This is a genomic window from Candidatus Midichloria mitochondrii IricVA (assembly GCF_000219355.1).
Taxonomy (GTDB): Bacteria; Pseudomonadota; Alphaproteobacteria; order Rickettsiales; family Midichloriaceae; genus Midichloria; species Midichloria mitochondrii.
On the sequence record NC_015722.1, the window covers coordinates 1,054,229 to 1,077,620 of the forward strand.

The window sequence follows — 23,392 nt, forward strand, 5'->3', positions numbered from 1 at the left end:
CTCCGCCCTCATCGAAAGCTTGGATAAGAAAGCTTAGCAGCTTCATTTTCTTTTCCATCTTGATCTATTGCCAACTTAATTACTCTATTTAAAAGGTCCGCTCCATCATTGCTATTAGTAGCTAGTTTTAACATGGCCGTATTTCTTAAAAGCACACTATCGTATTGTGTTTCTGCCCTTACTTAATGTTGGATAAGCTCCACTACTACCGTAAACTTCTTGCTCTTCAGGAGACACCAAGTTTGATTCCTCACCGGCCGCGTTTCTCTTCCCCTCAAGCGGTCTATCTTCAATTACATTTAATTCTCTTCTAGCAAAGTGGGGTCCCCTATGGACCAAACATTGGATTTATATTAGCCTGCATTTCGTCTTCTCCATAACTCTGGATATTAAATATAAACTTTAGGTCAGTACGCATCCTGGTTGGTTCTCTGATCATCTTCTCTAAAGAAGATTTATATATAGAGAGCTCTTTGTAATAGAGCACAGGCTTCAGTATGGTTATGCTGTCTATCATACAGTAACGCTATTTCTCGATAAACTTGTGCCACCTCAGCATTAGTTTCCCCATACAGTTCCTTATATATAGCAAGCTTTGCATACAGCAATCGCGTCTTCATGATTTTGTAAATTTTTATACACTAAACCTATGCGGTCACACACCTGTGCTACCTCCTTGCTGTTTTCTCCAAGGATCTCACGGCTAATATCTAAAGATAAGTGATAGAAAATTTTAGCTTTATCATACTAGGTTCCGCCAGGCGCAATGATCCCCTGCCACGCTAGCTAGCAACTTCAAGCCGTTGTTCTTTTTTTAAATCTTCAAGAATTTTTAAATCGCTGATAATTTTGCTAGTATGCGCCAAAGCATTATCGTGGAGTGGAGTTACAAAGCCGGATTCATTACATAACTGAGTCAAAACTTTCATCCACAACATTTGCAATTCCGCTTTATTAGAAGCGGACGAAGTATCCACTCCTACAGCTAATTCAAATATTCGATAGGTAGACGGCTCTTTAAAGCGTATTAAAAAACCGTGTTCTTCGCAAAGCCTTAATGCTACGCTATAATACTCGTCATTTCCTGCAATTCTTTCTAATAAATACGCAAAAATGGGCTCCTTCGCAACTAATGATACTGCTTCACTAATTTGATTGCCAAAAGTGCTGCTGGATCTTCTAATTTTCTCCATTCCTTGAATATCTCCTGAAGCTGAGTCTCACTAAAATTTTCTTCTTTGGTGCTGTCACGCATACCTACCTCTATCTATAACAACAAAAACAACACCGTAGCGTATTGTATATACACCTCAAAACAGTGGTCAAGATTTTTTTACAGCAATAGCGAGGTAGGAGAAAGTTGCGTAAACACAGCAGAGTAACTCTTATTCATCGAAAAAGGCAGCATAAATAATTGGCGGGCAACGCATTTACCCTCGAACCGCGACAAACAAAAGTCCTCACAGGCTTATCATCCATACTACTGCAACAGAAGCTATACTCCACTATCAAAATATTTTATAGTCTCCCCTGCTTGTACGCTGTATACCAATATCTCTTTATCAAACCTAAGATAAAAGTATATTGCATCTATCTTTGGTAATACGAGCAAAACCCCATTCAATATCATAAATCGTTATGGTGTTCTCTAAATAAGCCTTGATTTGCCCCTTCTTTAATGTAACAACCATAGGTATATGTCCATTTAAAATTCCTAATTCTCCTTCCTTTCCTGGAATTACTATCATATCTAAATCCTCGTCTAGAATCTTGGAATCAAGTGCTAACAACTTACAGTTTATTTTTGACACTATCTACCTACTATACTTGTAATTTTTTAGCCTTTTCTACTGCCTCTCCTATCGAGCCAACCATATAGAAAGCTGATTCTGGCAAGTGATCATACTTGCCACTAACTAAATCTTCAAAACCTTCAATCGTGTCTTCAAGGGCCACAGATTTACCAGGTGCTCCAGTAAATACTTCTGCAGCATGGAATGGTTGTGATAAAAACCTTTGGATCTTTCTGGCTCGGTTTACAATCAACTTGTCCGCATCAGGAAGTTCATCCATACCAAGAATCGCAATAATGTCTTGCAAAGATTTATAGGTTTGTAAAATCCTCTGCACTTCCCCTGCAACTCCATAATGGCGTTCTCCAACTATCGCAGGCGATAACATTTGTGAAGTACTATCCAGTGGATCAACAGCTGGATATATACCTTGCTCTGCTATCTGTCTACTAAGAACAGTTGTAGCATCAAGGTGAGCAAATGATGTTGCAGGGGCTGGATCTGTTAAGTCATCGGCAGGCACATATATAGCTTGAACCGAGGTAATCGAACCTTTCTTGGTTGAAGTGATTCTCTCTTGTAAAGCGCCCATTTCCGTAGCAAGTGTTGGCTGATAACCGACCGCTGAGGGAATGCGTCCGAGAAGCGCTGAAACCTCTGAGCCTGCTTGGGTAAACCTAAATATATTATCCACGAAAAACAATACATCTTGTCCTTCTTCATCTCTAAAAAACTCTGCAACAGTCAATCCCGTCAAAGCAACTCTTGCACGTGCTCCAGGAGGCTCGTTCATCTGTCCATAAATCAAGGCAACCTTAGATCTAGTTGAATCATCCACATCTATAATTTTAGAATCCATCATTTCATGATAAAGATCGTTCCCCTCTCTTGTCCGCTCTCCAACTCCTGCGAACACTGAAAAACCGCCATGAGCTTTAGCTACGTTATTGATCAATTCCATAATTAATACTGTCTTTCCGACCCCTGCACCTCCAAAAAGCCCGATCTTCCCTCCTTTAGCATATGGTGCCAATAAATCTATGACTTTGATCCCTGTAACTAATATTTCTGAAGCTGTGGCTTGATCAATGAGTTTAGGAGCTTTTCTATGTATTGGAAGTGTAGATTTAGCACCAATTGGCCCTCTCTCATCAATCGGCTCACCAGTTACATTCATAATTCTGCCTAGAGTTTCCCTTCCAACCGGAACAGAGATAGGCTCTCCCTTATCAAAAACTTCCATGCCCCGCTTTAGCCCCTCAGTACTATCCATGGCAATTGCTCGCACTTCACCTTCACCAATATGCTGGGCAACTTCAAAAACTAACTCTCTACCTAGGTGAGTGCAGCTTATCGCATTTAATATAGGCGGCAAGCCTCTTTCAAACCTAACGTCTACCACCGCACCTATTACTTGGGTTATTATACCTTTATTAGCCATTTTTAAATATCCTTTTTTATTAACAACTTATATTGCTTGTGCTCCTGAAATGATTTCAATAAGCTCTTTTGTAATTAAAGCCTGTCTTGTCCTACTATATTTATTGCTTAAATTATGTAGCATTTCTTTAGCATTTCTTGTCGCATTATCCATAGCAGTCATTCGCGCACTGTGTTCGCTGGCCGCATTTTCAAGTAGTACATTATAAATAACAGCTATTAAATATTTTTCTGTTAGTTCCTCAATCATTTCTGGTAAAACCGGCTCAAACTCAAAATTTGCACCTTGATTGGTTATTCCAACCTCACAAGGAATAATCTGTTTATTAACTGTTTCATACTGCATTGCTGATACAAAATTATTAAATATGATATTTGCAGTATTAAACTTATCTAAGCTTAAATCCTTAATAATATTTTCTACTATTGAGCTTGCTAATTTAGTGTCTATTTGCTTTGTGCTCGACACTTTTGTGACTAATTCCGTCCCAAAATGATTACTTAAGCTCTCATCACCGCGCTTTCCAATGCACCTTATATAAAAACTTTCACCTAAAGTTTGTAGTGTAGTACAATACTCTTTTGCTTTTTTGATTACAGCAGCATTAAAGGAGCTACACAGTCCTCTATCAGAGGTGACTACAACAATCAAATGTTTCTGCCTTTCAGAAAATTTTTTAAACATCGGTATATTTAATTCGGCACTCCCAGCAACAGATATGATCATTTCCTGCATTGCAGTTGTGTATGGAATAGATAACTCCAAAGCCTCCCTCGCCTTATTTAGTCTTGCGGCAGAGATAAGTTGCATTGCTCTAGTAATTTTCTGCGTGGATTTTACACTCTTTATCCGTCCCTTTAAAAATTTTAATGAAGACATAGCGTTTCCCAAATATCACACAAAAGACTTGGCAAAATCAGATAAAACTTTATGCAACTCCTTTGCAATATCATCACTAATCTCCTGTTCCGTTTTTATTCGCTCAAGCAATACAGAATTATTAAATTTGGTATACTCGCGTAATGTTTCTTCAAATCTCTTAACGTCTTTTGTTGCTAAAGCGTCCAAATACCCATTAATACCCGCAAAAAGGCCTAAAATCTGCTCCTCAACGGCACTGGGGCTATATCGAGCTTGTTTTAAGAGCTCCGTTAATCTTTCGCCCCGAGCCAATAATTTTTGCGTTGCTAAATCTAAATCCGCAGAAAATTGAGAAAAAAGCTTCCATTTCTCTATATTGTGCAAGCTCTAATTTAATACTACCTGCAACTTGTTTCATAGCTTTAATTTGTGCTGCCGATCCAACCCGGCTAACTGATAACCCAACGCTAACTGCAGGTCTAACACCTTTATAAAAGAGTTCTGTTTCTAAGAAAATTTGTCCATCAGTAATTGAAATCACATTTGTTGGAATATATGCTGAGACGTCCCCTCCTTGCGTTTCAATAATGGGTAAGGCAGTTAAAGAACCACCGCCATCTTTATCTGACATTTTAGCAGCTCTTTCTAGAAGCCTGGAATGCACGTAAAAAACATCCCCAGGATAAGCTTCACGTCCCGGAGGTCTACGTAATAATAACGACATCTGCCTATAGGCTACAGCATGCTTACTTAAGTCATCATATATGATTAAGGCATGCATTGCGTTATCACGGAAAAACTCGCCAATACTGCAACCTGTATAGGGAGCAATAAACTGCATTGGAGCTGGTTCTGAAGCTGATGCTAAAACAACCGTCGTATAGCTCATCGCTCCTTCTTCCTCAAGTTTTTTAATTATTTTGGCAACAGAGGAGGTTTTCTGACCAATTGCGACATATATGCAGTGTATCTTATCTTTATCATCGCCTGATATATGAGCCTCTTTTTGGTTTAATATAGTATCAATTGCTATAGCTGTCTTACCTGTTTGCCTATCTCCTATGATTAATTCCCGCTGCCCTCTACCTATTGGGATAAGCGCATCTATTACTTTAATACCAGTCTGCATAGGCTCGCTAACCGACTGTCTAGCTATGATCCCAGGTGCCTTTACTTCTACTCGCCTATATTCAACACTTTCTAAGGGTCCCTTACCGTCTATAGGGTTACCTAATCCATCTACGACCCGACCCAGTAGGCCTTTGCCAGTTGGGACTTCAAGAATTTCTCCGATCCTTTTAACTGCTTCTCCCTCAACAACGTCTCGGTCGCTACCAAATATAACTACTCCAACGCTCTCTGCTTCCAAATTCAGCACCAGGCCCTTTACGCCACTACTAAATTCAACAACCTCACCAGCCTGCGCAGCGTCAAGGCCGAACACTATAGCAACTCCATCCGACACTTTAACAACTTGCCCTATTTCATCAAGAGATGCAACCTCCTGAAAACCTGAGATTTTTTGTTTTAATACATTAGATATCTCTGAAGCCTTCATTCCTTACCCTCATTCAAGTACTTTTTTAGCTTATTTAGCCTATTTCTTAATGAGTAGTCCAGCACTTTATTACCGACTCTGATAATAAAACCACCTAATATCTCTTTATTTTCTTCAGACTCTAGTAGTATTTCCTTGCCCGATGCACTCTTTAACTGCTCCTTAATGAATTGACCCATATCTTCTTGACGAGAACAAATCGTCAGACTCGCCCTTATAATGCCAGACTCAAAAAGAATGATCTCATTAAAGAATTTAATCATATCATATAGCATACTAATTCTATTATTAACCAGCAAAACTTCTATAAAGTTTCTAGTAACATCCCTAATATTAAGTCCATCTAACGCAGTATTGATAAACATTTTTTTCATCTTATATGGAGAAAATTGAGAGAACATTAGCTTTTCATAATGTTTGTTATTGCTTAATTTCTCTGAAATAGCATTTAGATCCTTTTTAACACCCTCTATAGAGCTTTGTTCTTTTGCTATCTCATATAGAGTTTTTGCATACTTTTTAATAATACTTTTTTGTCGAATCATTTAACAAAATTAGCCCGCAGAACTAGACCCCCAGGAGTAACACACATTACAATTATTGACAATACATTGTAACTCGATTTAATAAATTTTTTCAAAAGTGTCTTAGGTAGTTCTCAACAAATTAATCATATCCAACCATTCTTGTTCCGCCAACACTTGAACCCCTAAGTCTTTTGCTTTGTTAAGTTTAGAACCAGCTTCACTGCCTGCAATCACAAAATCTGTTTTTTTAGAAACACTAGATACTATTTTAGCTCCCAACTCTTTTGAAATCTGCTCTGCTCGGTCACGAGCCATAGATTCTAAAGATCCAGTAAAAATAATCTTTTTATTATATAAAGGAGAATATATATTATCATTCTCTTCCATGTACTCTATAGTAATATACTGCAACAGTTCTTCTATAAATTTTATATTTTTTACATCGGCAAAAAAACTTTCAATAGACTCTATCATGGTTGGACCAATGCCATTAATCCTTTCTAAGGCATCAAATTTATTATCTTTTAAGTCTCCATAGAAATTCTCAAATGTTCTAAAATGTTTAGCAATTATTTCCGCATTAACCTGTCCAATGTGCCTGATTCCAAGGGAATAAATAAATTTATCTAGTCTTATTCTCTTTGACTTTTCAATTGCATCTAATAAATTAGCAATAGACTTCTTTCCCCAACCGGTCTTCTTTTCTAAGTTATCTAGAATGTCAGCTCCTACTTCCGGAATTTTAAATATGTCAGCCGGCTCTTGGATTAAGCCATCTTCTAAAAATTCCTCTAGTTGCTTCTCTCCTAAACCAATAATATCAAATGCATCCTTCCGCACAAAATAACAAAGATATTCAAGTAATTGTGCAGGACAATTTCTACCTCCTGTACATCTAATAGCCGCCTCTCCTTCAATTTGTTCAACGCTAGACTCACAAACCGGACAGTTTTTAGGAAATTCGAAAATTCTTTCATTGCCATTTCGTTTACTAATATCTACTTCAATAACCTGAGGTATAACATCACCAGCTCTTTTAATACTAACAACATCTCCTATTCTGAAGTCTTTACGCTTTATCTCATCTTCATTATGTAAGGTGGCTCTTGAAACTAAAACCCCCCCAACATTCACAGGCTTTAACAATGCAACTGGAGTTAATTTCCCTGTTCTGCCAACTTGTACAATAATGTCTTCTATTTGTGTTATAGCACCTTCAGCCGGGAATTTATGGGCAATAGCCCACCTTGGAGCTTTACTTGTTCGTCCGAGCGCTTGTTGCATTTTAACATTGTTAACCTTGTATACCAAGCCATCGATATCGTAAGGCAATGCAGCTCTTTTTTCAGACATCTTCAGATAATAGCTATTGACCTCTTCTAAAGTTTTACAAAGAATAATATCTTCGTTAACGCAAAATCCTAACTCTTTCGCTTTTACTAGAAAGTTGCTCTGGGAAACGCAATGCTCAAAAAATCCTCCCCAGACGAAATACCTGAGTTTTCTTTCTTTTGTTATATTGCTGTCTAATTGCCTTAAGGATCCAGCTGCAGCGTTCCTTGGATTAGCAAACTCTTCTTCTCCCTTTAAACTCCGCTCGTTATTGAGAGCCATAAAGTCATCTTTCCTTATATACACTTCACCTCTTATTTCTAATTCTTCATAGTAATCGATAGTTTGGGGCACAGCTGTGATTTGTTTAAAATTTTCCGTTATATCCTCTCCATACTCCCCAGTCCCTCGGGTTAGGGCGTATTTGAGCTTGCCCTTCTGATATAGCGCAGAGAACGATAATCCATCTATCTTAGGCTCACATATGAACTCGACCTCGGGATAAACTTTAGTTATTCTCTCATAAAAATCAGCGATATCACTGAAAGAAAACGCGTTTCCTAAAGATAACATTGGACGCAAGTGAGCCACCTTCTTAAATTTAACATCCAAAGCTCCTCCTACTGTTTGAGTAGGGCTATCCACCTCTTCAATACCATGTAATTTTTCCAGTCTCTCTAATTCCTTGCTTAAGAAATCATACTCAGCGTCCGATATTTTCGGCTTATTCAATCGATAATAAAGATAGTTGTGTCTTTTCAGCTCAGACCGTAAAAATTCAATACGCTTTAAATCACTTTCTAGGCTACTTAACATGACTTGTTTCTTCTAATGCTTTTAAAGCTTCTTTAATTTTGTGAGGATCACATCCACCAAGTTGAGCTAAATTCACATTACCACCTCCTCGTCCCCCTGCTTTTTCAGTAAAAAATTTAGCAATATCATTAGCCTTAAGTTTTTCAATGGCGTTACCTAATACCGATATAATAATTGTAGCCTGATCGTTCAGTTCGTTAACTAAACAAATTAAACTATGAGGATTTTTCTTTTTAATGATATCTAATACAGCCTTCAGGCTATTATTATCAATATGGGAAAATATTTTATAGATAAAATTATAACCATCGGCACTCTTAATGATTACGTCAGAAGCAAGATATTCACCTTTATAATGTGATGAATCTTTCCCTAAAGATTTTATTTCTGCCTGAAGAGAATATACTTTATTTATAACCTCAACTTCCGCACACTTTAAGCTAGTTGCAAGAGACTTTAGCACTTGTTGCTTAGTATTTGAAAATACAACAGCAGCCATACCAGTCATAGCTTCTATCCTCCTAATTCCAGCTGCAACTGATTCCTCGCTCACGATTTTGAAATATCCGATATCGCCGGTCCTACTGACATGCGTACCGCCACAAAGCTCAACAGAGCTGCCTAAACTCACTACTCTCACTTCATCGCCATACTTCTCACCAAATAATGCCATTGCTCCTTTCTCAATAGCCTCTTTAGGAGTCGAAAGATCGACGATTGCTGGCTTATTTTCAACAATCATTTGATTTACCTTCTCTTCAACTAGAGCAAGCTCTTCGCTAGATAGTTGTTTATTATGAGAAAAGTCGAAACGTAACTTTTCAGCATTTACTATGGAGCCTTTTTGAGTAATATGTTCACCAAAAATATCCCGCAAAACTTTGTTCAATAGATGAGTTGCCGAATGATTTGCCCTTATCTTGCTTCTATTATTATTGTCAACGGATAAGAATATCTCCTCTTCAACTCTAATTTTAGAAACTACTTCGATATGATGGCCAAAAATTCCTTGTGAGTATTTCTTTACATCAAGCACTGTATTTTTGCTAGCCAACCCAATATCTCCAACCTGCCCTCCAGATTCGGCATAAAAAGGCGTTTTATCAGTCACCACTATTGCCCTACCCTGCTCAACCTCTTCTACTTTAGTATTACCTACAATAATTGCTAAAACTTTAGCCTTTGATTCATGCGTTTCATATCCTAAAAACTGAGTTGCACCATGATCATGGTATATTTGATGCCAAATCTTTTCTTCCGCCTGTTCTCCAGAACCTGCCCAAGCAGCTTTTGCTCTTTTTTTCTGGTCTTCCATTGCTTCTTCAAAACTGATCTCGTTGACTGATATATTTCTTCCACGTAATATATCCTTAGTTAAATCAAGTGGGAACCCATAAGTATCATATAGATTAAAAGCAACTTCTCCACTAAGTTGGTCTCCCGCCTTTAGATGTTCCGACGCCGAAGCTAAAATTTTTAGTCCTCTATCTAAGGTTTCACCAAACCGTTCTTCTTCGGATTCTAAAACAGATTTTATAACACTTTCGGCCCTCTTAAGTTCCGGATAAGCTTCTGACATCTCAGTAACCAAAATAGGTACCAATTTATGCAGCATTAAATCTTTGCCGCCAAGCATGTGAATGTGGCGCATGGCTCTGCGCATTATTCTCCTTAACACATATCCTCTACCTTCGTTACTAGGCACCACTCCATCCGCGATTAAAAAGCAACTAGATCTCAAATGATCTGCAATCACCTTGTGGGATGCAATTTGGCCTTCATTTTTAGAAAGTTCGCTAGAGGCTCTACGAAGTTTTAAGAATAAATCCATATCATAATTATCGTTCACTCCTTGCATCACAGCAGTAATCCTCTCAATCCCCATACCAGTATCTACAGCAGGCTTTGGCAAAGCAACCCTTTTACCGTAACTCAATTGCTCGTATTGCATGAAAACTAGATTCCAGATTTCTATATACCTATCACCACCCTCGTCAGGAGTACCCGGCAAACCTCCTTGATATTTATCGCCATGATCAAAAAGTATTTCAGAACAAGGACCGCATGGTCCAACGTCGCCCATAGCCCAGAAATTATCATTGGTCGCAATTCTAATAATTTTACTAGAACTAAAACCTGTTAACTTTTGCCATATATTATACGCTTCATCATCTTCATGATACACTGTGATATAAAGCCTATTTCTATCTATAGATAGTACTTCCGTAAGGTATTTCCAAGCCGCTTCGATGGCAAATTCTTTAAAATAATCCCCTAAGAAGCTGAAATTACCTAGCATCTCAAAAAAAGTATGGTGTCTTGCGGTGTAGCCAATATTCTCTAAATCATTATGTTTCCCTCCTGCTCTTATACATTTTTGGCTAGTTGCAGCTCTAGTGAACGTTGGTACCTCTGTACCGGTAAAATAATTTTTAAATTGTACCATTCCGGCATTAGTAAAAAGCAATGAAGGATCATTGTGAGAAATTAGTGAGCTAGAAGGTACGATGCGGTGATTTAAGCCCTTAAAAAAATCCAGAAAAGATGTTCGAATTTGATTTAGCTCCATAGGTTTTCCTCAATTAAAAGTGCCTTATTTTTCTACGATATTTTTGCTTTTCAAGCAATTTAAATATGTTCCGTATACATAACTTAACTTCAAGAGATTAACCTAAAGCATAACTCCCCTATTAGCCAAGGACCACCTAGTCTTTAAAAATTTTGGGCTATTTATTGATAAGAAATCATAGGTAGCGCCATTTAAGCGCACCCAATAATGAGTACAACTACTATTAATTTATGTTAACAACTATTGATAATATCTTAACATTACCTCGTCGTTTGCGTGATAAGATTCTGATCTATCTAGAAAAATACATCTATAACATAGGTTATATACTTCTTTAGCCTGAAAAGTTGATAACCATAGCTGAGGCAAGCTTGCAATGACAAGACATGGCCCGTCTCCACCTTTTTTGCAAGCTTCGCTTTACACAAGGCAAGCCATAAAAAAAGCAAAAGAGCCTCTCAAACAGAGCATCTCTTATATCTTGTTGGAGGCTTTTCAACTCTTCTAGAGTTATATGTACGTACTAGAGACTACAGCACCATTCTTCATAATCCCTCCAAATATTATTCGAATTATAAATTGACAATGTTTCTGATTTATCCTTACATTTGTGGGAAGCTACAAATTACTATTTTGAACAATAATGCAGAGGAAACTGCAAAATTTGATTGGAGAGGTACGGGCTATACCAGACTTCATGGTGAGCGGTGTTGTCACGGCTGTTAAGGGTCTATTAGTAGAAGCTAAAGGAATAGAAAAAATGGCCTATATTGGCTCACGTTGCCAAATTGAAGCACGTGATGATCATCATATTTTAGCCGAAGTAATAGGTTTTGAAGAGAATACTACTCTCTTAATGCCCTTCGATAATATCAATGGAATAGGTGTTGGAGCGGTTATTAGAGTAATAGCTAATGATCAATTAATTTATCCGACTAAACAATGGGTAGGCCGAGTACTCAATGCGTTTGGAGAGCCAATTGATGGAAAAGGCCCTCTGCCCCTTGGCAACAAAGCATATTCTCTGCACTCCACTCCACCCGCTCCTCAGGCACGCAAGAGGGTTGGTGAAAAGCTAAATGTTGGTATTAGAGCAATAAACACCTTCTTATCCTGCTGCAAGGGCCAAAGAATGGGTATCTTCTCCGGCTCAGGAGTTGGCAAGTCTATGATGATGGCAATGATGACGAAATTTGCTTCTGCAGATATCAAAATAATAGGTCTAATAGGCGAAAGAGGAAGAGAGGTCCAGGAGTTTATAGAAGACTATCTTGGTGAAGAGGGATTGAGAAAAGCAGTAGTTGTTGTTGCAACTTCTGATGAATCAGCCTTAAAGCGCAGACGAGCTGCTTACCTTACTTTAACACTCAGCGAATACTTTAGAGATTCTAACTTGGAAGTGTTATGTATGCTTGATAATATAACCAGGTTTGCTATGGCCCAAAGAGAAATAGGATTAGCCGTTGGCGAGCCTCCAACAACGAAAGGCTATCCACCAAGTGTTTTTAGTGGGCTACCTTCTCTATTAGAAAGAGCAGGCCCTGGAACTCACGACCAGGCTTCTATTACTGCTTTTTTCAGTGTTTTAGTGGAAGGAGATGATACTAATGAACCAATTGCTGATGCAGTTAGGGGAATTTTAGATGGTCATATCGTGCTAGACAGAGATATAGCTGGTAGAGGAATATTTCCAGCTATTGATGTCGCCAAAAGCATATCGAGAACAATGCCTCGATGTAATAACGATAAGGAAAATGAGTTAATACAGAAAGCTAAAAAACTTATTGCTACTTATAACGATATGGCTGATATGGTGAGAATAGGTGCTTATAAGAAAGGTACTGATAAAGAAGTAGACGAAGCAATTCAATATTATGATAAAATTTGCTCATTCATTTCTCAAAAATATAATGAAAGCGAAGATATAAAGGGGTCATATGAAAAGCTTGCTAAAGCTATTAATTTTAAGTTTAATAACTAGCTTGTATATAACAATGGGTGCTATAGCGAATGATAAAGTTGTAGAGCGCGATAAGACAATGCACAAAATTACAAAAAGCCTTAAGTGCTTAGTTTGTAATGGAGAATCTGTATATGATTCAAACTCTAATTTTGCAATAGCTATGAGAGAATTTATTAGAAGCGAATTAGAACAAGGCCGAGATGAAGAACAAATTATTAATGACGTCGTGAGCGCCTACGGAGAAGAAATATTATTAAATCCATTTTTTTCACTAAAAACTACTTGGCTGTGGCTATTACCAGGTTTGTTGTTGATTTTAGGCTTTTACAAACTTTTTACCAATAAGAACTTATCAAGAATGGGAATATCTTAATTGTCACAATTTTCTAGCAAAAACAGACTAAAATTCAATCGCATAAGTTGAAACTCGGTGTCGTTTAAGCCCGTTGCAAAAAAGCAACTATTAGGTCTTTTTTACAGATTTATAGTATTATCAATTTGACCACGTTGACAGAAATATTATAGTTGTTTTAGCTATAAATTGTACTCTTGGGATCCCGCGCTCATTAGGTCGCAATTTATTGATTAATAAACAACAATAATAAACAAAAAATAGGATAATTATGAAAAAAACTTCTTTAATTGCTTTTGCAGCTGCTGCAATTTCTGCATCTTCTGCATTGGCTGCTCCTGGCGGTGTGTATGTCGGTTTAAATGGCGGCTATCAAATGATTCCTGGTAAAGTTAAAGCTGACTTATTTAAATACTCAACTAAGTCAACACCTGATGCAGCTATTGAACCAAGCGTTGACTTAGAAGGAGCTCCAAGAGGTCCATTTGTTAATGCGGCTTTTGGTTATGTAGTTTCTGACGAATTCAGAACAGCTTTATCTTTCCAATACAACTTTGATCAAAAAAACACCTATAACAAAGAACGTGTAGAAACTAATAAAGTTAATGCAGCTCCAAAATTAAAACTTTCTCAATCTTGGAATGTTTTAGCTAGCTTTTACTATGACTTCTTAAACACTTCTGCTTTCACTCCATTCATCGGCGTTGGCTTAGGTTACGGTGCTAGAACTTATGCAGTAGAAGGTATCCAAGCTAAAGCTGCTACTACAGTGATCGGTACTATCGGAAGTATAGATGACGTTGCATTAAAAGCAGGCAGCAAAGCAACCAAGAAAGCTTTTGTTTTCGGCGGAACCCTTGGCGTTGCTTACAAAATTAGCAACCAAGTCAGCTTAGAATTAGCTTATGCTGTTCAAACCTTACCTAAAGCTGAAACAAAATTGCCAGCTGAAGTATCTACAAACAACGAGCATGCTGCTAAATTTAAAGCAAAAAAATCTTGCTCATAACGTAAGCGCAGGCGTTAGGTTTGCTTTCTAATGAGCATTTGCTAAATATGTGAAAAGCCACGAATTCTTCTCGTGGCTTTTTCCTTTTCTAAATAATGTCGCCAAACTAGCAAAGCCTAACAGAAGAGCAAGTAATATTAAGCTTTTAAAGGGAATGTTACGTCAAGTCAAACTGAGAAAAAGTAAGGCATTTCGGTCTATGGTTAAAGCGTTTATAATTCGCTCACACTTAGCTTTAATTTTCGTGTAACCTTTTTGACTGCGCCGGCCTATTCGCCTTTGCTGTATCAAAATTACCAGCTCTAGATTAACCAGCTCCAGCTGTAGAATTCGGTAAATTATTTAAATTGCCTTGCAGAAGCTTATTAACATCGGCCTCAAGTAGCGTATTTAGGATTGCAGATTGGGTACTTTGATCATATCTCAAAGCCTGCACCTTGTCCATTTCAACCTTTCTTCCGCATTTAGTCAGCAAATATCTTATTCTTTTTGAATCCTCGCCTTCTTGAATAATTTCATCAACATAGGTATAGTAGGCCTTCATATTTGCTACATCTTTTTTTTCAACATCGAACTCATCTATAATTCTAAATTTTAGCCCCTTATAAAAATCTTCACTCTTACCTGGTATTCCGCTCCAAGTAAATTTTGTGTCCGAATTTCTAATTGATTCAGTAAATACAACGTCCCCGACGGCATCAATTATTTCTAATACCGGGTTTTTAGCTTCCTCTTTAATCTCAAAATTTAATAAAGCCTTACCACCCTGCATGACTACCTTATCGCCTCCTATTAGTACACCCTTACCAAATAAGTGCGAATAATTACCAATATTATCAGCAGATTGCATGACTTTTTCTAACCGCTCCATTGTCATAACTTGAGCTTCCCCTTGTTCAAGCGCGATAATAGTACTCACCATATTCATTGAAGTCGTTGGGTCGGTTTGTTGCAGTGGGTTAACATTCCTAAACGAAGCTATAAGTAACCTCATCATATCACTTTTCAGTTCCTGTACAGAACGCTTCTTGGACGATGCTGAAGCTATTTTAGGTTTTTCGTTCTGAACTTTAGATTTTATATCCATTTCCACAAGGCAGTACCTCAAAAATGATTTTATTTAAATTAATAAATTCACACCACTAACTATGCCATTAACCAAAATGCTAGCAGTTTTTATTTTTTTATCAAGGCCATTTCCTAAGCATTCATTTGTTGTAGTCTGCAACAAAGTACCGGAGCTATTTCTACTAGTTCCTGTCTTTCTTTCAAAGCTTTGCATGGCAAAATTAATATTAGCTTGGTTTATACCAATACCCGCAAGCATTGACACTAGTCTTTCACTATTTTGTTTTAACATAAAATAGGTGGATTCCCTTCCAACATTAATTTGGATGCTATGCTTTTCACGATTTTCTTGATCCGGAACAAATACTATTTCGACAGAACCAAGATGAGCAGGCTCCAGTTGGACAACAATTTTGTCAGACCTACCATTCTTAGTAGCTGATATGTGGGTTAATATTTGATTATTAATATCCTCAAGATTATTTTGTTCAACTGTTTCATATTTATAGCAAATTTCAGCTGGATCAATTCTTATCTCGATAGGATTTAAAAATTGGTAAATTAACTCTTCTTCCACTGTTTTTGTTTGAGAACTTTGCTGATTTGTTCCTTCATCTACCTTTCCTATAGCACCGTCATTAAGTTGCATTTCAAACGGTAGGGCTGTAGAGTTGGTAGGCTGCTTAAGCACATTTTGTATAATACTTTCATCATTTACATCTTGAATCGGCAACTCAGCAACTTGCTTTACTACCTGTTTTTTATCTTCATAAGATAACTGAGGCTTAGGCCATAATTGCTCTTTAATTGTGAAGACTTTAGAAGATTCATTTAGTAATTCTTGTTTCACTTCTGCTTTGATATTAACCAGCTCAAAGGTACTAAAATTCACATCAAAAAATTGATTCTCGTTATCAGCCGGTGCAACTTCCGCAACAAACTCATTATTAGGCTCTATATACTCTTTTAAGTTCCCGATCACAAAGTTTTTACCACCTAAATTTACTAACAAATCTAAAAAATTTAGGTTTGCCCCTATAAATAGCTGCTTGATAGTCGGAGCAGTCTGCCCCTGGGAATTATCCTTATTGACAGGTAAAAAAATTTTTGGAATGTTTTGTGTCATAGTAAACTTTTTAATATTCTAATAATTAACAGCAAATATCATGCCAAAAATTTCTGCATCAATATTATCCGCTAATTTTTCTATCCTCAAAGAAGAAATAATGAAACTCAAAAAGGCGGGCGCTGATTACATACACGTTGATGTTATGGATGGCATATGTTCGTACCCAATATCACCTTAGGCCCTAAAGTTATTGCAGATATTGCCAAGCACTCCCAAATTCCTTTGGATGCGCACCTCATGATAGAAAGGCCATAACGCTATGTGTAAAAAGAGTTCATAACAGCTGGCGGTTCAATTCTAACCATCCACTTAGAAGCAACACAAAATCCTAAGGCAATCCCTTCAAGAAATTAAGAGTTATGGAGTTGCTGCCGGTATTTCTGTATCTCCCGATACTGGATAATTTATATGATTCTATAGATTTAATATTAGTAATGACAGTACACCCTGGCCTTGCTGGACAGAAGTTTTTACCTTCGCAGCTAAAAAAATTGCTAATATTCGCAGTAAAATCAACACCACAAACCGCGATATATTGTTGTCCGTAGACGGAGGCATTAAATGAGACAACAGCTAAACAATGTATAGAGTAAGAGGCGGGCGCTAACATCCTAGTCGCGGGCAGCTTCATATTTAATAACACCAACTATAGGAATAATATAAGGGCCTTGAAAATATAGTTTATAAAAAATTGAAAGTCCCTAGATGCTAGCTTCCATTATGCGAGTTCTATAATATACTAAACAAAAAATAGATTCCTAAGACTATGGTAAACATCGACCACATCAGAGCAGTGACAGCCTCCCATGCTACGCCTCCCTCTTTCCGAGCTAAGGCATTTTTCAAAATTGGCAGCGGTCACTATGCTGAAGGCGGTGAATTCATAGGAGTGACCGTACCAAATTTGCGCACAAGATCGCTAAAAATTTCTCTAATATTAGCCTAAGCTCCTTACTTGGAGTCACTTCTATCTTCAAAAATTAACGAAGAGAGGTTGTGTTGGCGTTACTAATACTCGTCCATCAGTATAAAAAAGCAGAAGTTAATCTGAAGGAAGAGCTATATCAATTTTATCTGAAAAATTTGCAATACGTGAATAATTGGAATCTTGTGGATAGTTCAGCTCATTTAATTATGGGGAGCGCACTCTCATGGGATAAAGATCGATCCATTTTGCTTCAGCTGGGGAACTCGGAAGACTTATGGGAGCGCCGAATAGCTATCATTGCTACTTGGTATTTTATTCGTAAAGAGGACTTAGACTGGACATTTAATATTGCATACCTACTTATTAATGATAAACATGACCTAATTCATAAAGCAGTTGGTTGGATGTTACGTGAAGCAGGGAAACGTAATGAACGAGCTCTAATAGAATTCTTAGAGAAGAATGTACTTAAAATGCCAAGAACAATGCTTACGCTATGCAATTGAAAATTTGAAACCACAGCAGCGAAAAAAATATCATTAGTACGAGCTATATCTTAAAAGAACTATTGCTATCCCTCAGAGCTGCCTCAATAAAACGGCAATGCCTGGTAATTATAGACGGCATAAGAGGGTGTGATATCTTCGTAGTAAAACGGGGGGGGCAGAAATTACAATTAAGTGTAAATATATTGCGGCTCCAGCGAGCAGGTGAAGAATGGTGTGGTATATGGACGGCAGAGGTATAGATTGCAAGAATTGCAAAAAGAATTACCGAGAAGGTGATAAGCGGCAGAAATACACGATGAATGATAGACTTAAAACTTAACCTTGAAGACTGTGGGATTAGGACGATAGAGAGACTGACTGGGAAATCCATAACAGCCAAAAATCTTCATGGATCGAAAGACGGGGGGGGGGACGCTATGTGCAAGAAAAGTTAGATAAGAGCTGGCAACCAGCACAAAAAGTCACTTAAGGATATCGAGGTCCTAGAGATTGACGAGCTGTGCACATATATAAAAAAGACCAAAGAATGTAGGGGAACACCTTTATATGGATTGCTGTTGATAGAGGAGCGGGTGAAATTATTGATTTTGAAGGGTAGGTGACGGGAGTAAGGCAACCTATCTGAACCTGGCATTTTAGGCTTGAAGAACGTTATAAAATTGAGCATGTACAGGTGATCACAGCGTTTATGAATACTATAAAATCTCCACGCACCATCACGAAACAAAGGCTGGGACATCATTGTGGTAGAATCAAAGAATTCTTTAAAGGCATTATCTAGCTCGTTTTAATCGAAGAACGAAGCGCTACAGCAAATTCCTGAGGATGCTTTGCACTATTCTTAACCTCTTCTTCCATAGGCATTTGCTGGATTTGAAACTTCTATCTATAAATGTTAGGCAATGCCATCAATACTTAATCAAAACAATTGACTAAAACCACAATCATTGATATAAGGCTATCTAAAATTTCTTTGCTATGAAGTCTTTTGCTGTATCCGTTTCTTCAGAAATCTATTCCCTTCAATCCCCAATGTATGGAGCGTTGTTATGAAACAGCAGCGTTCTCTCTATGGCATTTTATTCATGTTAGTTAATACTCTGGCCTTGGCAGGGCTAGATATCGCAGTAAAAACCCTAAGACAAGATTTGCATGCTGGCATAATAGTTTTTTTATATAAGTTCAGCCTGCTTATTATAATATTGCCATGGGTCTTGAAAGATGGACTGAAACGACTTAAGACTCAAAGAATAATGTCGCACATGCTGCGCAGTTTGTTTAGTGTTGCTGGCGCATTATGCTTTTATCATGGCCTGTATTTTGTTAATATGGCGGATGCTGCAGCTCTTGAAAATCTTCAATATTTAATTGTTGCCATCTTTGGAATTATGTTTTTTTCAGAAGAAATTTCTGTTTCAAAAATAGCGGCAATAATTTTAGCCTTTATTGGGGCGCTTATTGTGGTAAATTTCGAAACCATTTCAGGATTTGGTACAATACAAAGTACGAGTTATAATAAGGGACATATTTTAATTTTGCTCGCAATCTCTTTTTGGGCTTGCAATACTATAACGGTAAAACTATTAAGCAGCACCGAACATAACAAAACTCAAATGTTCTATTTATTGCTAACCGCCTCAATTTTATCTATCCCTTCTGCCTTCATTAAATGGAGTGAAGTAACTCTTTGGAATATTAATTTACCACTTATCCCAGAATTCATTGATTTATCAACTACTCATTTGAAATTAGATCATATACTTCTAATAGGCTTTATTGCAGCCTGTTATTTTATTCATGGCGTCATGTATTTTAATGCATTAAAATCAGAATTATCTGTGGTAATACCTTTTAGATATACCAAATTGATGTTTAGCGCATTTTTAGGCTGGCTCTTCTTCGCCGAGCAGCATAGTAAGTTTTCTTATATTGGATATACTTTAATCATAATAGCCGGCTTACTGCTGGTTAGATCACAGATGCAAAAGATTCCTAAAAAGAAAAAAGAAATGGCTGCCTAGGCCATTATTGCACGAAGTCTGGAATTATTATATACTTTATTAGCAGAGTATTTTAATCGTATATTTTCTGAATGAAACGCTTTTTTATATTTTTATTAACTGCTTTTTTAAGCGCCGAAGCTGCTTTTTGTGAAACTGAACAAAAGGCAATCATGCAGGAACTGGTTTTTTCTAAGGCGGTAAGAAAAATACCCAAAATTAATTTTGTAGACGAAGTAGAAAATAACTATGACATTAAAGATTTTGAAGGTCAAATAGTTATCCTTTATTCCTGGGCGAGTTGGTGTGTTGAGTGTATCAATGAATTAAAAAGATTAGATACCTTAAAATCAAAATTACTGTATGAAAATGTTGCAGATATTGAAATTATTCCAATCTCAATAGATTTTAAGCAGCCTGAATTTTTACACTCTGTATACAAAAATACTGGTATTGCTAATCTCGGGTTATTTATTGATCAAAATAAAAAAGTTATGAAAACCTTAGAAATTAGCGGAGCACCCTACACTATAATTTTAGACAAAAATCTCATGGAAATTATGAGAACAAATCAGCACATAAAATGGGACAAAGCAAACATTATCGATCAATTAATTAAACTGCGTGGTGGACCAGTAAAAAAATATCAAAGCGACGCTCTACAACTAGAGCATTCTGAAGATTTGCAAAAAGAAGGTGACAATGTTGACAATTCTGATATACAGAGGATGTTGAATTCAAAATAGATGATATGAGCAGCGTCTTAGTCCCCATTAAAGAGCTTGAACATTATAAAGAATTACCTTTACCGTCTTATGCCACAATTGATAGCGCTGGTATGGACCTGGTGGCTGCGATTTCAGAAAATGAGTCAGTTGAATTATTACCAAGACAAAGGAAATTAATTCCAACTGGAATAGCCATAGCTTTGCCTAAGGGTTTTGAAGCGCAAATTAGGCCTCGATCTGGGCTCGCTATAAAAAGCGGTATAACGGTTACTAATGCTCCAGGTACCATTGATGCTGATTATAGAGGCGAAATCTTTGTATCCTTAATCAACCTAAGCGAGGAAGCTTTCCGAATTACAAGAGGCATGAGAATCGCCCAAATGGTCATTGCTAGATACGAAAGAATTAATTGGAACTTGACAGAATCTTTAGATGAAACTGCACGGGGTGCAGGTGGATTCGGGTCTACTGGATTATAAATATGCTTGGAAATAACACCATACTCAGACCTGAAAAAGGTGATGGGTCTTGTCTTAAGGTAAATTCAATATTCGATACTTTACAAGGTGAAGGCCTATACGTTGGTGCTCCTGCTATTTTCATAAGGCTTGCTGGCTGTAACTTAGCCTGCACTTTTTGTGATACCGAGTTCGATGAATATCAGGAAATATCTGTTGAAGAAATCATCAAAAGGGTTAAGGCATTCTCTCACACTTACAAAAAAATTAGTGGTTTTGACTGGAGGAGAACCTTTTAGGCAGCCGATCTCTCTATTATGTGAAAAATTGGTAAACGAGGGATTTAAAATTCAAATAGAGACTAATGGTTTGCTATACCGAAATATTCCTAAAGAAGTTGAGGTAATATGTTCTCCCAAAAACACTGGAAATGGCTATCAGCAGATACGAAAAGATTTATTAGGACATGTTAAAGCTATAAAATTTCTCATCTCAGCCTCGAACAACCTTTACCAAGATATAGGGACAATTGGCCAATTAAATGCTGATATTAAAGTATATGTTCAACCAATGGATGAGTTCGATGAAAAATTAAATGCAGCCAACGCTATATTAGCAATGCAAGTAGCCCGCAAACACAATGCAATTTTATCTATGCAGCTGCATAAAATATTAAGAATAGAATAAATCTAACTTTCCATAGAACTATTCTCTTTGTCAGTATTAATACCACTGAAGAATCGTGTAGTAAATTAAGCAAACAGATCCGTCGATATCGCCTTAACACTTAAGCGGTAAATCCTCAACAAGAAACGGACTACAGAACAAGAAATCTCTTCAATTAGTTTAAGAATCAACTGCATAATCCAAAGAATTTGCTTTTTTTAAATCAACAGTTGTATTTAATATGTATTATAGATGTGTATGCCAAAAATTAATGTATAATATACATACCGTTGTTGGTATAGTCGTTATTATTCTTTGCTTTCTAACCTCTAGTTCGACGTGAGGAGTAGGCCTGCGAGCCTATCTTTCCATGAGGTAGAGGGTTTATTGGGTTTGAAGACATAAGCCGGGAGCCCTGGGGGAAGGTTTGCCAGGAAATTGTTTGGCGAGCGGTGCCGTGTGTGCTGGATTTGGCAAATCTCTTTCGATTACCCGATGGGCTGTTTCAATCGGTCCGCGCCCTGCAAGGAGCAGTTGTTTAAAAGCTGCAAGCGTGGGGTTTTGTTTTTCATGTTTTTCTTAAGCCGTGGTGATGAGCTCAATACCTTGATTGCTCAGTGTTTTTGTTAACCCCAAGTTCGAGGTAAGTTTTAAAGAAATTATCTAATATGGTTTTAAAAAAGCTGTATAACCATTAAATTTTTCGGCATTGCCTAATATTTATAGATAGGAGTTTCAAATCCAGCAAATGCCTATGGAAGAAGAGGGTAAGAGTAGCGCAAAAGCATCCTCAGGAATTTGCTATAGCGCTTCGTTCTTCGATTAAAACTAGCTAGATAATGCCTCTTAAAGAATTCTTTGATTCTACCACAATGATGTCCCAGCCTTTGTTTCGTGATGGTGCGTGGAGATTTTATAGTATTCGTAAACGCTGTAATCATCTGTACATGCTCATTTATAACGTTCCTCAAAGCCTAAATGCCAGGTTCAGGTGGGTTGCCTTGCTCCCGTCACCTACTTCAAAATCAATAATTTCACCCGCTCCTCTATCGGCAGCAATCCATATAAAGGTGTACTCCCACTTCCATTCTATATGTGCACAGCTCGTCAATCTCCAGGACCTCGATATCCTTAAGTGACTTTGTGCTGTTGCAGCTCTTATCTAACTTTTCTTGCACATAGCGTCCCCCCGTCCTTCGATCCATGAAGATATTTGGCTGTTATGGATTCCAGTCAGTCTCTCTATCGTCCTAATCCCACAGTCCTCAAGGTTAGGTTTTAAGTCTATCATTCATAGTGTATTCTGCCGCTTATCACCTTCTCGGTAATTCTTTTTGCAATTCTTGCACCTATTTACCTCTTGATGTCCCTATACCACGCCATTCTTCACCTGCTCGCTAGAGCCGCAATATTTACACTTAATTGTCATTTCTACTCCCGTTTTACTACGAAGATATCGTATCATCTTATTGCCGTTATAATTACCAGGCATTGCCGAGATATGCATTATTAATTCTTGCAAATTATTTTGCTATCTGTTAAAACGAGCGGCGGATGGATGGCCGAGCGGTTTAAGGCACCGGTCTTGAAAACCGACGTACGTGCAAACGTACCGTGGGTTCGAATCCCACTCCATCCGCCAGTTTTTTCTTAGTTATACATACAGCCTTCTATTATTGCACCCT

The 23,392-nt window shown here is 37.5% G+C and carries 29 protein-coding genes and 1 tRNA gene; 13 read left to right on the plus strand and 17 right to left on the minus strand.

Annotated elements, in window-relative coordinates; genetic code table 11:
- Nucleotides 1–8: 8 nt before the first annotated feature.
- The 11 genes from MIDI_RS09900 to alaS all read right to left on the minus strand — a co-directional run bounded on the left by MIDI_RS09900 (nt 9) and on the right by alaS (nt 10,897).
- Complete coding sequence (locus tag MIDI_RS09900) at nt 9–134, minus strand: hypothetical protein (RefSeq protein WP_272940955.1); 126 nt, start codon at nt 132–134, stop codon at nt 9–11.
- Nucleotides 135–328: 194 nt separating this feature from the next.
- The gene (locus tag MIDI_RS05450) at nt 329–517 is read right to left on the minus strand and encodes a hypothetical protein (RefSeq protein ID WP_041185547.1); all 189 of its coding nucleotides are present in this window, start codon (nt 515–517) and stop codon (nt 329–331) included.
- A gap of 265 nt (nt 518–782) precedes the next feature.
- Nucleotides 783–1,193, minus strand: a complete 411-nt coding sequence (locus tag MIDI_RS05455; protein WP_013951585.1) for a hypothetical protein — start codon at nt 1,191–1,193, stop codon at nt 783–785.
- Nucleotides 1,194–1,568: 375 nt separating this feature from the next.
- Nucleotides 1,569–1,811, minus strand: a complete 243-nt coding sequence (locus tag MIDI_RS05460; protein WP_041185548.1) for a F0F1 ATP synthase subunit epsilon — start codon at nt 1,809–1,811, stop codon at nt 1,569–1,571.
- A gap of 10 nt (nt 1,812–1,821) precedes the next feature.
- Nucleotides 1,822–3,234 (minus strand): F0F1 ATP synthase subunit beta, encoded by a 1,413-nt coding sequence (gene atpD / locus MIDI_RS05465; RefSeq protein ID WP_013951587.1) that lies wholly within the window; start codon nt 3,232–3,234, stop codon nt 1,822–1,824.
- 27 nt (nt 3,235–3,261) lie between these two features.
- Nucleotides 3,262–4,113 (minus strand): ATP synthase F1 subunit gamma, encoded by an 852-nt coding sequence (atpG, locus tag MIDI_RS05470; RefSeq protein ID WP_013951588.1) that lies wholly within the window; start codon nt 4,111–4,113, stop codon nt 3,262–3,264.
- A gap of 15 nt (nt 4,114–4,128) precedes the next feature.
- On the minus strand, nt 4,129–4,407 hold the full coding sequence (locus MIDI_RS09465) for a hypothetical protein (protein ID WP_237697358.1): 279 nt from the start codon (nt 4,405–4,407) through the stop codon (nt 4,129–4,131).
- A complete protein-coding gene (atpA, locus tag MIDI_RS05475; protein WP_013951589.1) occupies nt 4,358–5,653 on the minus strand; it encodes a F0F1 ATP synthase subunit alpha in 1,296 nt (431 codons plus the stop codon). The genes MIDI_RS09465 and atpA overlap by 50 nt, the downstream gene beginning before the upstream one ends.
- Nucleotides 5,650–6,198 carry an ATP synthase F1 subunit delta gene (gene atpH / locus MIDI_RS05480; protein ID WP_013951590.1) on the minus strand — a complete coding sequence of 183 codons (549 nt, stop codon included), beginning with the start codon at nt 6,196–6,198 and terminating at the stop codon, nt 5,650–5,652. Before atpH ends, atpA begins: the two co-directional genes overlap by 4 nt.
- 102 nt (nt 6,199–6,300) lie before the next feature.
- On the minus strand, nt 6,301–8,328 hold the full coding sequence (gene ligA, locus MIDI_RS05485) for an NAD-dependent DNA ligase LigA (protein WP_013951591.1): 2,028 nt from the start codon (nt 8,326–8,328) through the stop codon (nt 6,301–6,303).
- Complete coding sequence (alaS, locus tag MIDI_RS05490; protein WP_013951592.1) at nt 8,318–10,897, minus strand: alanine--tRNA ligase; 2,580 nt, start codon at nt 10,895–10,897, stop codon at nt 8,318–8,320. The genes ligA and alaS overlap by 11 nt, the downstream gene beginning before the upstream one ends.
- A gap of 643 nt (nt 10,898–11,540) precedes the next feature.
- Here alaS and fliI point away from each other — a divergent pair.
- From fliI to MIDI_RS05505, 3 genes are all read left to right on the plus strand, one after another.
- Nucleotides 11,541–12,878, plus strand: coding sequence for a flagellar protein export ATPase FliI (gene fliI, locus MIDI_RS05495; RefSeq protein WP_013951593.1), 1,338 nt, complete (start codon nt 11,541–11,543; stop codon nt 12,876–12,878).
- Nucleotides 12,844–13,233: a cytochrome c-type biogenesis protein gene (locus MIDI_RS06490; RefSeq protein WP_160162297.1), complete on the plus strand. Its 390-nt coding sequence runs from the start codon at nt 12,844–12,846 to the stop codon at nt 13,231–13,233. The genes fliI and MIDI_RS06490 overlap by 35 nt, the downstream gene beginning before the upstream one ends.
- Nucleotides 13,234–13,483: 250 nt before the next feature.
- Complete coding sequence (locus MIDI_RS05505; protein ID WP_013951595.1) at nt 13,484–14,221, plus strand: outer membrane protein; 738 nt, start codon at nt 13,484–13,486, stop codon at nt 14,219–14,221.
- Between the two features lie 307 nt (nt 14,222–14,528).
- Here the strand turns inward: MIDI_RS05505 and MIDI_RS05510 are convergent, their stop codons facing one another.
- Together MIDI_RS05510 and fliK are read right to left on the minus strand one after the other, a co-directional pair.
- A complete protein-coding gene (locus tag MIDI_RS05510; RefSeq protein WP_013951596.1) occupies nt 14,529–15,308 on the minus strand; it encodes a flagellar hook assembly protein FlgD in 780 nt (259 codons plus the stop codon).
- Between the two features lie 33 nt (nt 15,309–15,341).
- Nucleotides 15,342–16,415, minus strand: coding sequence for a flagellar hook-length control protein FliK (fliK, locus tag MIDI_RS05515; RefSeq protein ID WP_013951597.1), 1,074 nt, complete (start codon nt 16,413–16,415; stop codon nt 15,342–15,344).
- A gap of 40 nt (nt 16,416–16,455) precedes the next feature.
- Between fliK and MIDI_RS09105 the strand changes: the two genes are divergently transcribed.
- Together MIDI_RS09105 and MIDI_RS10465 are read left to right on the plus strand one after the other, a co-directional pair.
- Entirely contained in the window at nt 16,456–16,596 is a 141-nt protein-coding gene (locus tag MIDI_RS09105) for a putative phosphate binding protein (RefSeq protein WP_013951598.1), read from the plus strand.
- The gene (locus tag MIDI_RS10465) at nt 16,572–16,673 is read left to right on the plus strand and encodes a hypothetical protein (RefSeq protein ID WP_202795466.1); all 102 of its coding nucleotides are present in this window, start codon (nt 16,572–16,574) and stop codon (nt 16,671–16,673) included. The genes MIDI_RS09105 and MIDI_RS10465 overlap by 25 nt, the downstream gene beginning before the upstream one ends.
- 73 nt (nt 16,674–16,746) lie before the next feature.
- On the opposite strand, the gene MIDI_RS10630 is transcribed toward MIDI_RS10465, so the two are convergent.
- On the minus strand, nt 16,747–17,049 hold the full coding sequence (locus MIDI_RS10630) for a hypothetical protein (RefSeq protein WP_013951599.1): 303 nt from the start codon (nt 17,047–17,049) through the stop codon (nt 16,747–16,749).
- Between the two features lie 135 nt (nt 17,050–17,184).
- On the opposite strand from MIDI_RS10630, the gene MIDI_RS08185 reads away from it, so the two are divergent.
- The 7 genes from MIDI_RS08185 to MIDI_RS05545 all read left to right on the plus strand — a co-directional run bounded on the left by MIDI_RS08185 (nt 17,185) and on the right by MIDI_RS05545 (nt 21,728).
- Complete coding sequence (locus tag MIDI_RS08185) at nt 17,185–17,364, plus strand: DNA alkylation repair protein (protein ID WP_148234175.1); 180 nt, start codon at nt 17,185–17,187, stop codon at nt 17,362–17,364.
- A 50-nt stretch (nt 17,365–17,414) separates the two neighbouring features.
- Nucleotides 17,415–17,852 (plus strand): DNA alkylation repair protein, encoded by a 438-nt coding sequence (locus MIDI_RS05525; RefSeq protein WP_202795468.1) that lies wholly within the window; start codon nt 17,415–17,417, stop codon nt 17,850–17,852.
- 302 nt (nt 17,853–18,154) lie between these two features.
- Complete coding sequence (locus MIDI_RS09905) at nt 18,155–18,289, plus strand: hypothetical protein (RefSeq protein ID WP_272940956.1); 135 nt, start codon at nt 18,155–18,157, stop codon at nt 18,287–18,289.
- A gap of 615 nt (nt 18,290–18,904) precedes the next feature.
- Nucleotides 18,905–19,876: a DMT family transporter gene (locus MIDI_RS05530; RefSeq protein ID WP_013951602.1), complete on the plus strand. Its 972-nt coding sequence runs from the start codon at nt 18,905–18,907 to the stop codon at nt 19,874–19,876.
- 71 nt (nt 19,877–19,947) lie between these two features.
- Nucleotides 19,948–20,601, plus strand: coding sequence for a TlpA family protein disulfide reductase (locus MIDI_RS05535; RefSeq protein ID WP_013951603.1), 654 nt, complete (start codon nt 19,948–19,950; stop codon nt 20,599–20,601).
- 5 nt (nt 20,602–20,606) lie between these two features.
- Nucleotides 20,607–21,062: a dUTP diphosphatase gene (gene dut, locus MIDI_RS05540; RefSeq protein ID WP_013951604.1), complete on the plus strand. Its 456-nt coding sequence runs from the start codon at nt 20,607–20,609 to the stop codon at nt 21,060–21,062.
- Nucleotides 21,063–21,236: 174 nt separating this feature from the next.
- Nucleotides 21,237–21,728 (plus strand): 7-carboxy-7-deazaguanine synthase QueE, encoded by a 492-nt coding sequence (locus MIDI_RS05545; protein ID WP_013951605.1) that lies wholly within the window; start codon nt 21,237–21,239, stop codon nt 21,726–21,728.
- A gap of 1,025 nt (nt 21,729–22,753) precedes the next feature.
- On the opposite strand, the gene MIDI_RS09915 is transcribed toward MIDI_RS05545, so the two are convergent.
- The 3 genes from MIDI_RS09915 to MIDI_RS08745 form a co-directional block, all read right to left on the minus strand.
- On the minus strand, nt 22,754–22,885 hold the full coding sequence (locus MIDI_RS09915) for a hypothetical protein (protein WP_272940958.1): 132 nt from the start codon (nt 22,883–22,885) through the stop codon (nt 22,754–22,756).
- Nucleotides 22,870–22,998: a hypothetical protein gene (locus MIDI_RS09920; protein ID WP_272940954.1), complete on the minus strand. Its 129-nt coding sequence runs from the start codon at nt 22,996–22,998 to the stop codon at nt 22,870–22,872. The genes MIDI_RS09915 and MIDI_RS09920 overlap by 16 nt, the downstream gene beginning before the upstream one ends.
- A 78-nt stretch (nt 22,999–23,076) precedes the next feature.
- Entirely contained in the window at nt 23,077–23,229 is a 153-nt protein-coding gene (locus MIDI_RS08745; protein WP_160162298.1) for a hypothetical protein, read from the minus strand.
- 30 nt (nt 23,230–23,259) lie between these two features.
- Between MIDI_RS08745 and MIDI_RS05550 the strand changes: the two genes are divergently transcribed.
- A tRNA-Ser gene (locus MIDI_RS05550) sits at nt 23,260–23,349 on the plus strand.
- The last annotated feature ends 43 nt before the right edge of the window (nt 23,350–23,392 follow it).

Excerpts from the sequence above, each read along its gene's own strand:
- MIDI_RS09900 (WP_272940955.1), bottom strand. The coding sequence starts at position 134 with ATGTTAAAACTAGCTACTAATAGCAATGATGGAGCGGACCTTTTAAAT.
- MIDI_RS05450 (WP_041185547.1), bottom strand. The coding sequence starts at position 517 with ATGATAGACAGCATAACCATACTGAAGCCTGTGCTCTATTACAAAGAG.
- MIDI_RS05455 (WP_013951585.1), bottom strand. The coding sequence starts at position 1,193 with ATGGAGAAAATTAGAAGATCCAGCAGCACTTTTGGCAATCAAATTAGT.
- atpD (WP_013951587.1), bottom strand. The coding sequence starts at position 3,234 with ATGGCTAATAAAGGTATAATAACCCAAGTAATAGGTGCGGTGGTAGAC.
- atpG (WP_013951588.1), bottom strand. The coding sequence starts at position 4,113 with ATGTCTTCATTAAAATTTTTAAAGGGACGGATAAAGAGTGTAAAATCC.
- atpA (WP_013951589.1), bottom strand. The coding sequence starts at position 5,653 with ATGAAGGCTTCAGAGATATCTAATGTATTAAAACAAAAAATCTCAGGT.
- atpH (WP_013951590.1), bottom strand. The coding sequence starts at position 6,198 with ATGATTCGACAAAAAAGTATTATTAAAAAGTATGCAAAAACTCTATAT.
- ligA (WP_013951591.1), bottom strand. The coding sequence starts at position 8,328 with ATGTTAAGTAGCCTAGAAAGTGATTTAAAGCGTATTGAATTTTTACGG.
- alaS (WP_013951592.1), bottom strand. The coding sequence starts at position 10,897 with ATGGAGCTAAATCAAATTCGAACATCTTTTCTGGATTTTTTTAAGGGC.
- fliI (WP_013951593.1), top strand. The coding sequence starts at position 11,541 with ATGCAGAGGAAACTGCAAAATTTGATTGGAGAGGTACGGGCTATACCA.
- MIDI_RS05505 (WP_013951595.1), top strand. The coding sequence starts at position 13,484 with ATGAAAAAAACTTCTTTAATTGCTTTTGCAGCTGCTGCAATTTCTGCA.
- MIDI_RS05510 (WP_013951596.1), bottom strand. The coding sequence starts at position 15,308 with ATGGATATAAAATCTAAAGTTCAGAACGAAAAACCTAAAATAGCTTCA.
- fliK (WP_013951597.1), bottom strand. The coding sequence starts at position 16,415 with ATGACACAAAACATTCCAAAAATTTTTTTACCTGTCAATAAGGATAAT.
- MIDI_RS09105 (WP_013951598.1), top strand. The coding sequence starts at position 16,456 with ATGCCAAAAATTTCTGCATCAATATTATCCGCTAATTTTTCTATCCTC.
- MIDI_RS10465 (WP_202795466.1), top strand. The coding sequence starts at position 16,572 with ATGTTCGTACCCAATATCACCTTAGGCCCTAAAGTTATTGCAGATATT.
- MIDI_RS10630 (WP_013951599.1), bottom strand. The coding sequence starts at position 17,049 with ATGAAGCTGCCCGCGACTAGGATGTTAGCGCCCGCCTCTTACTCTATA.
- MIDI_RS08185 (WP_148234175.1), top strand. The coding sequence starts at position 17,185 with ATGGTAAACATCGACCACATCAGAGCAGTGACAGCCTCCCATGCTACG.
- MIDI_RS09905 (WP_272940956.1), top strand. The coding sequence starts at position 18,155 with ATGATAGACTTAAAACTTAACCTTGAAGACTGTGGGATTAGGACGATA.
- MIDI_RS05530 (WP_013951602.1), top strand. The coding sequence starts at position 18,905 with ATGAAACAGCAGCGTTCTCTCTATGGCATTTTATTCATGTTAGTTAAT.
- MIDI_RS05535 (WP_013951603.1), top strand. The coding sequence starts at position 19,948 with ATGAAACGCTTTTTTATATTTTTATTAACTGCTTTTTTAAGCGCCGAA.
- dut (WP_013951604.1), top strand. The coding sequence starts at position 20,607 with ATGAGCAGCGTCTTAGTCCCCATTAAAGAGCTTGAACATTATAAAGAA.
- MIDI_RS05545 (WP_013951605.1), top strand. The coding sequence starts at position 21,237 with ATGAATATCAGGAAATATCTGTTGAAGAAATCATCAAAAGGGTTAAGG.
- MIDI_RS09920 (WP_272940954.1), bottom strand. The coding sequence starts at position 22,998 with ATGATAGACTTAAAACCTAACCTTGAGGACTGTGGGATTAGGACGATA.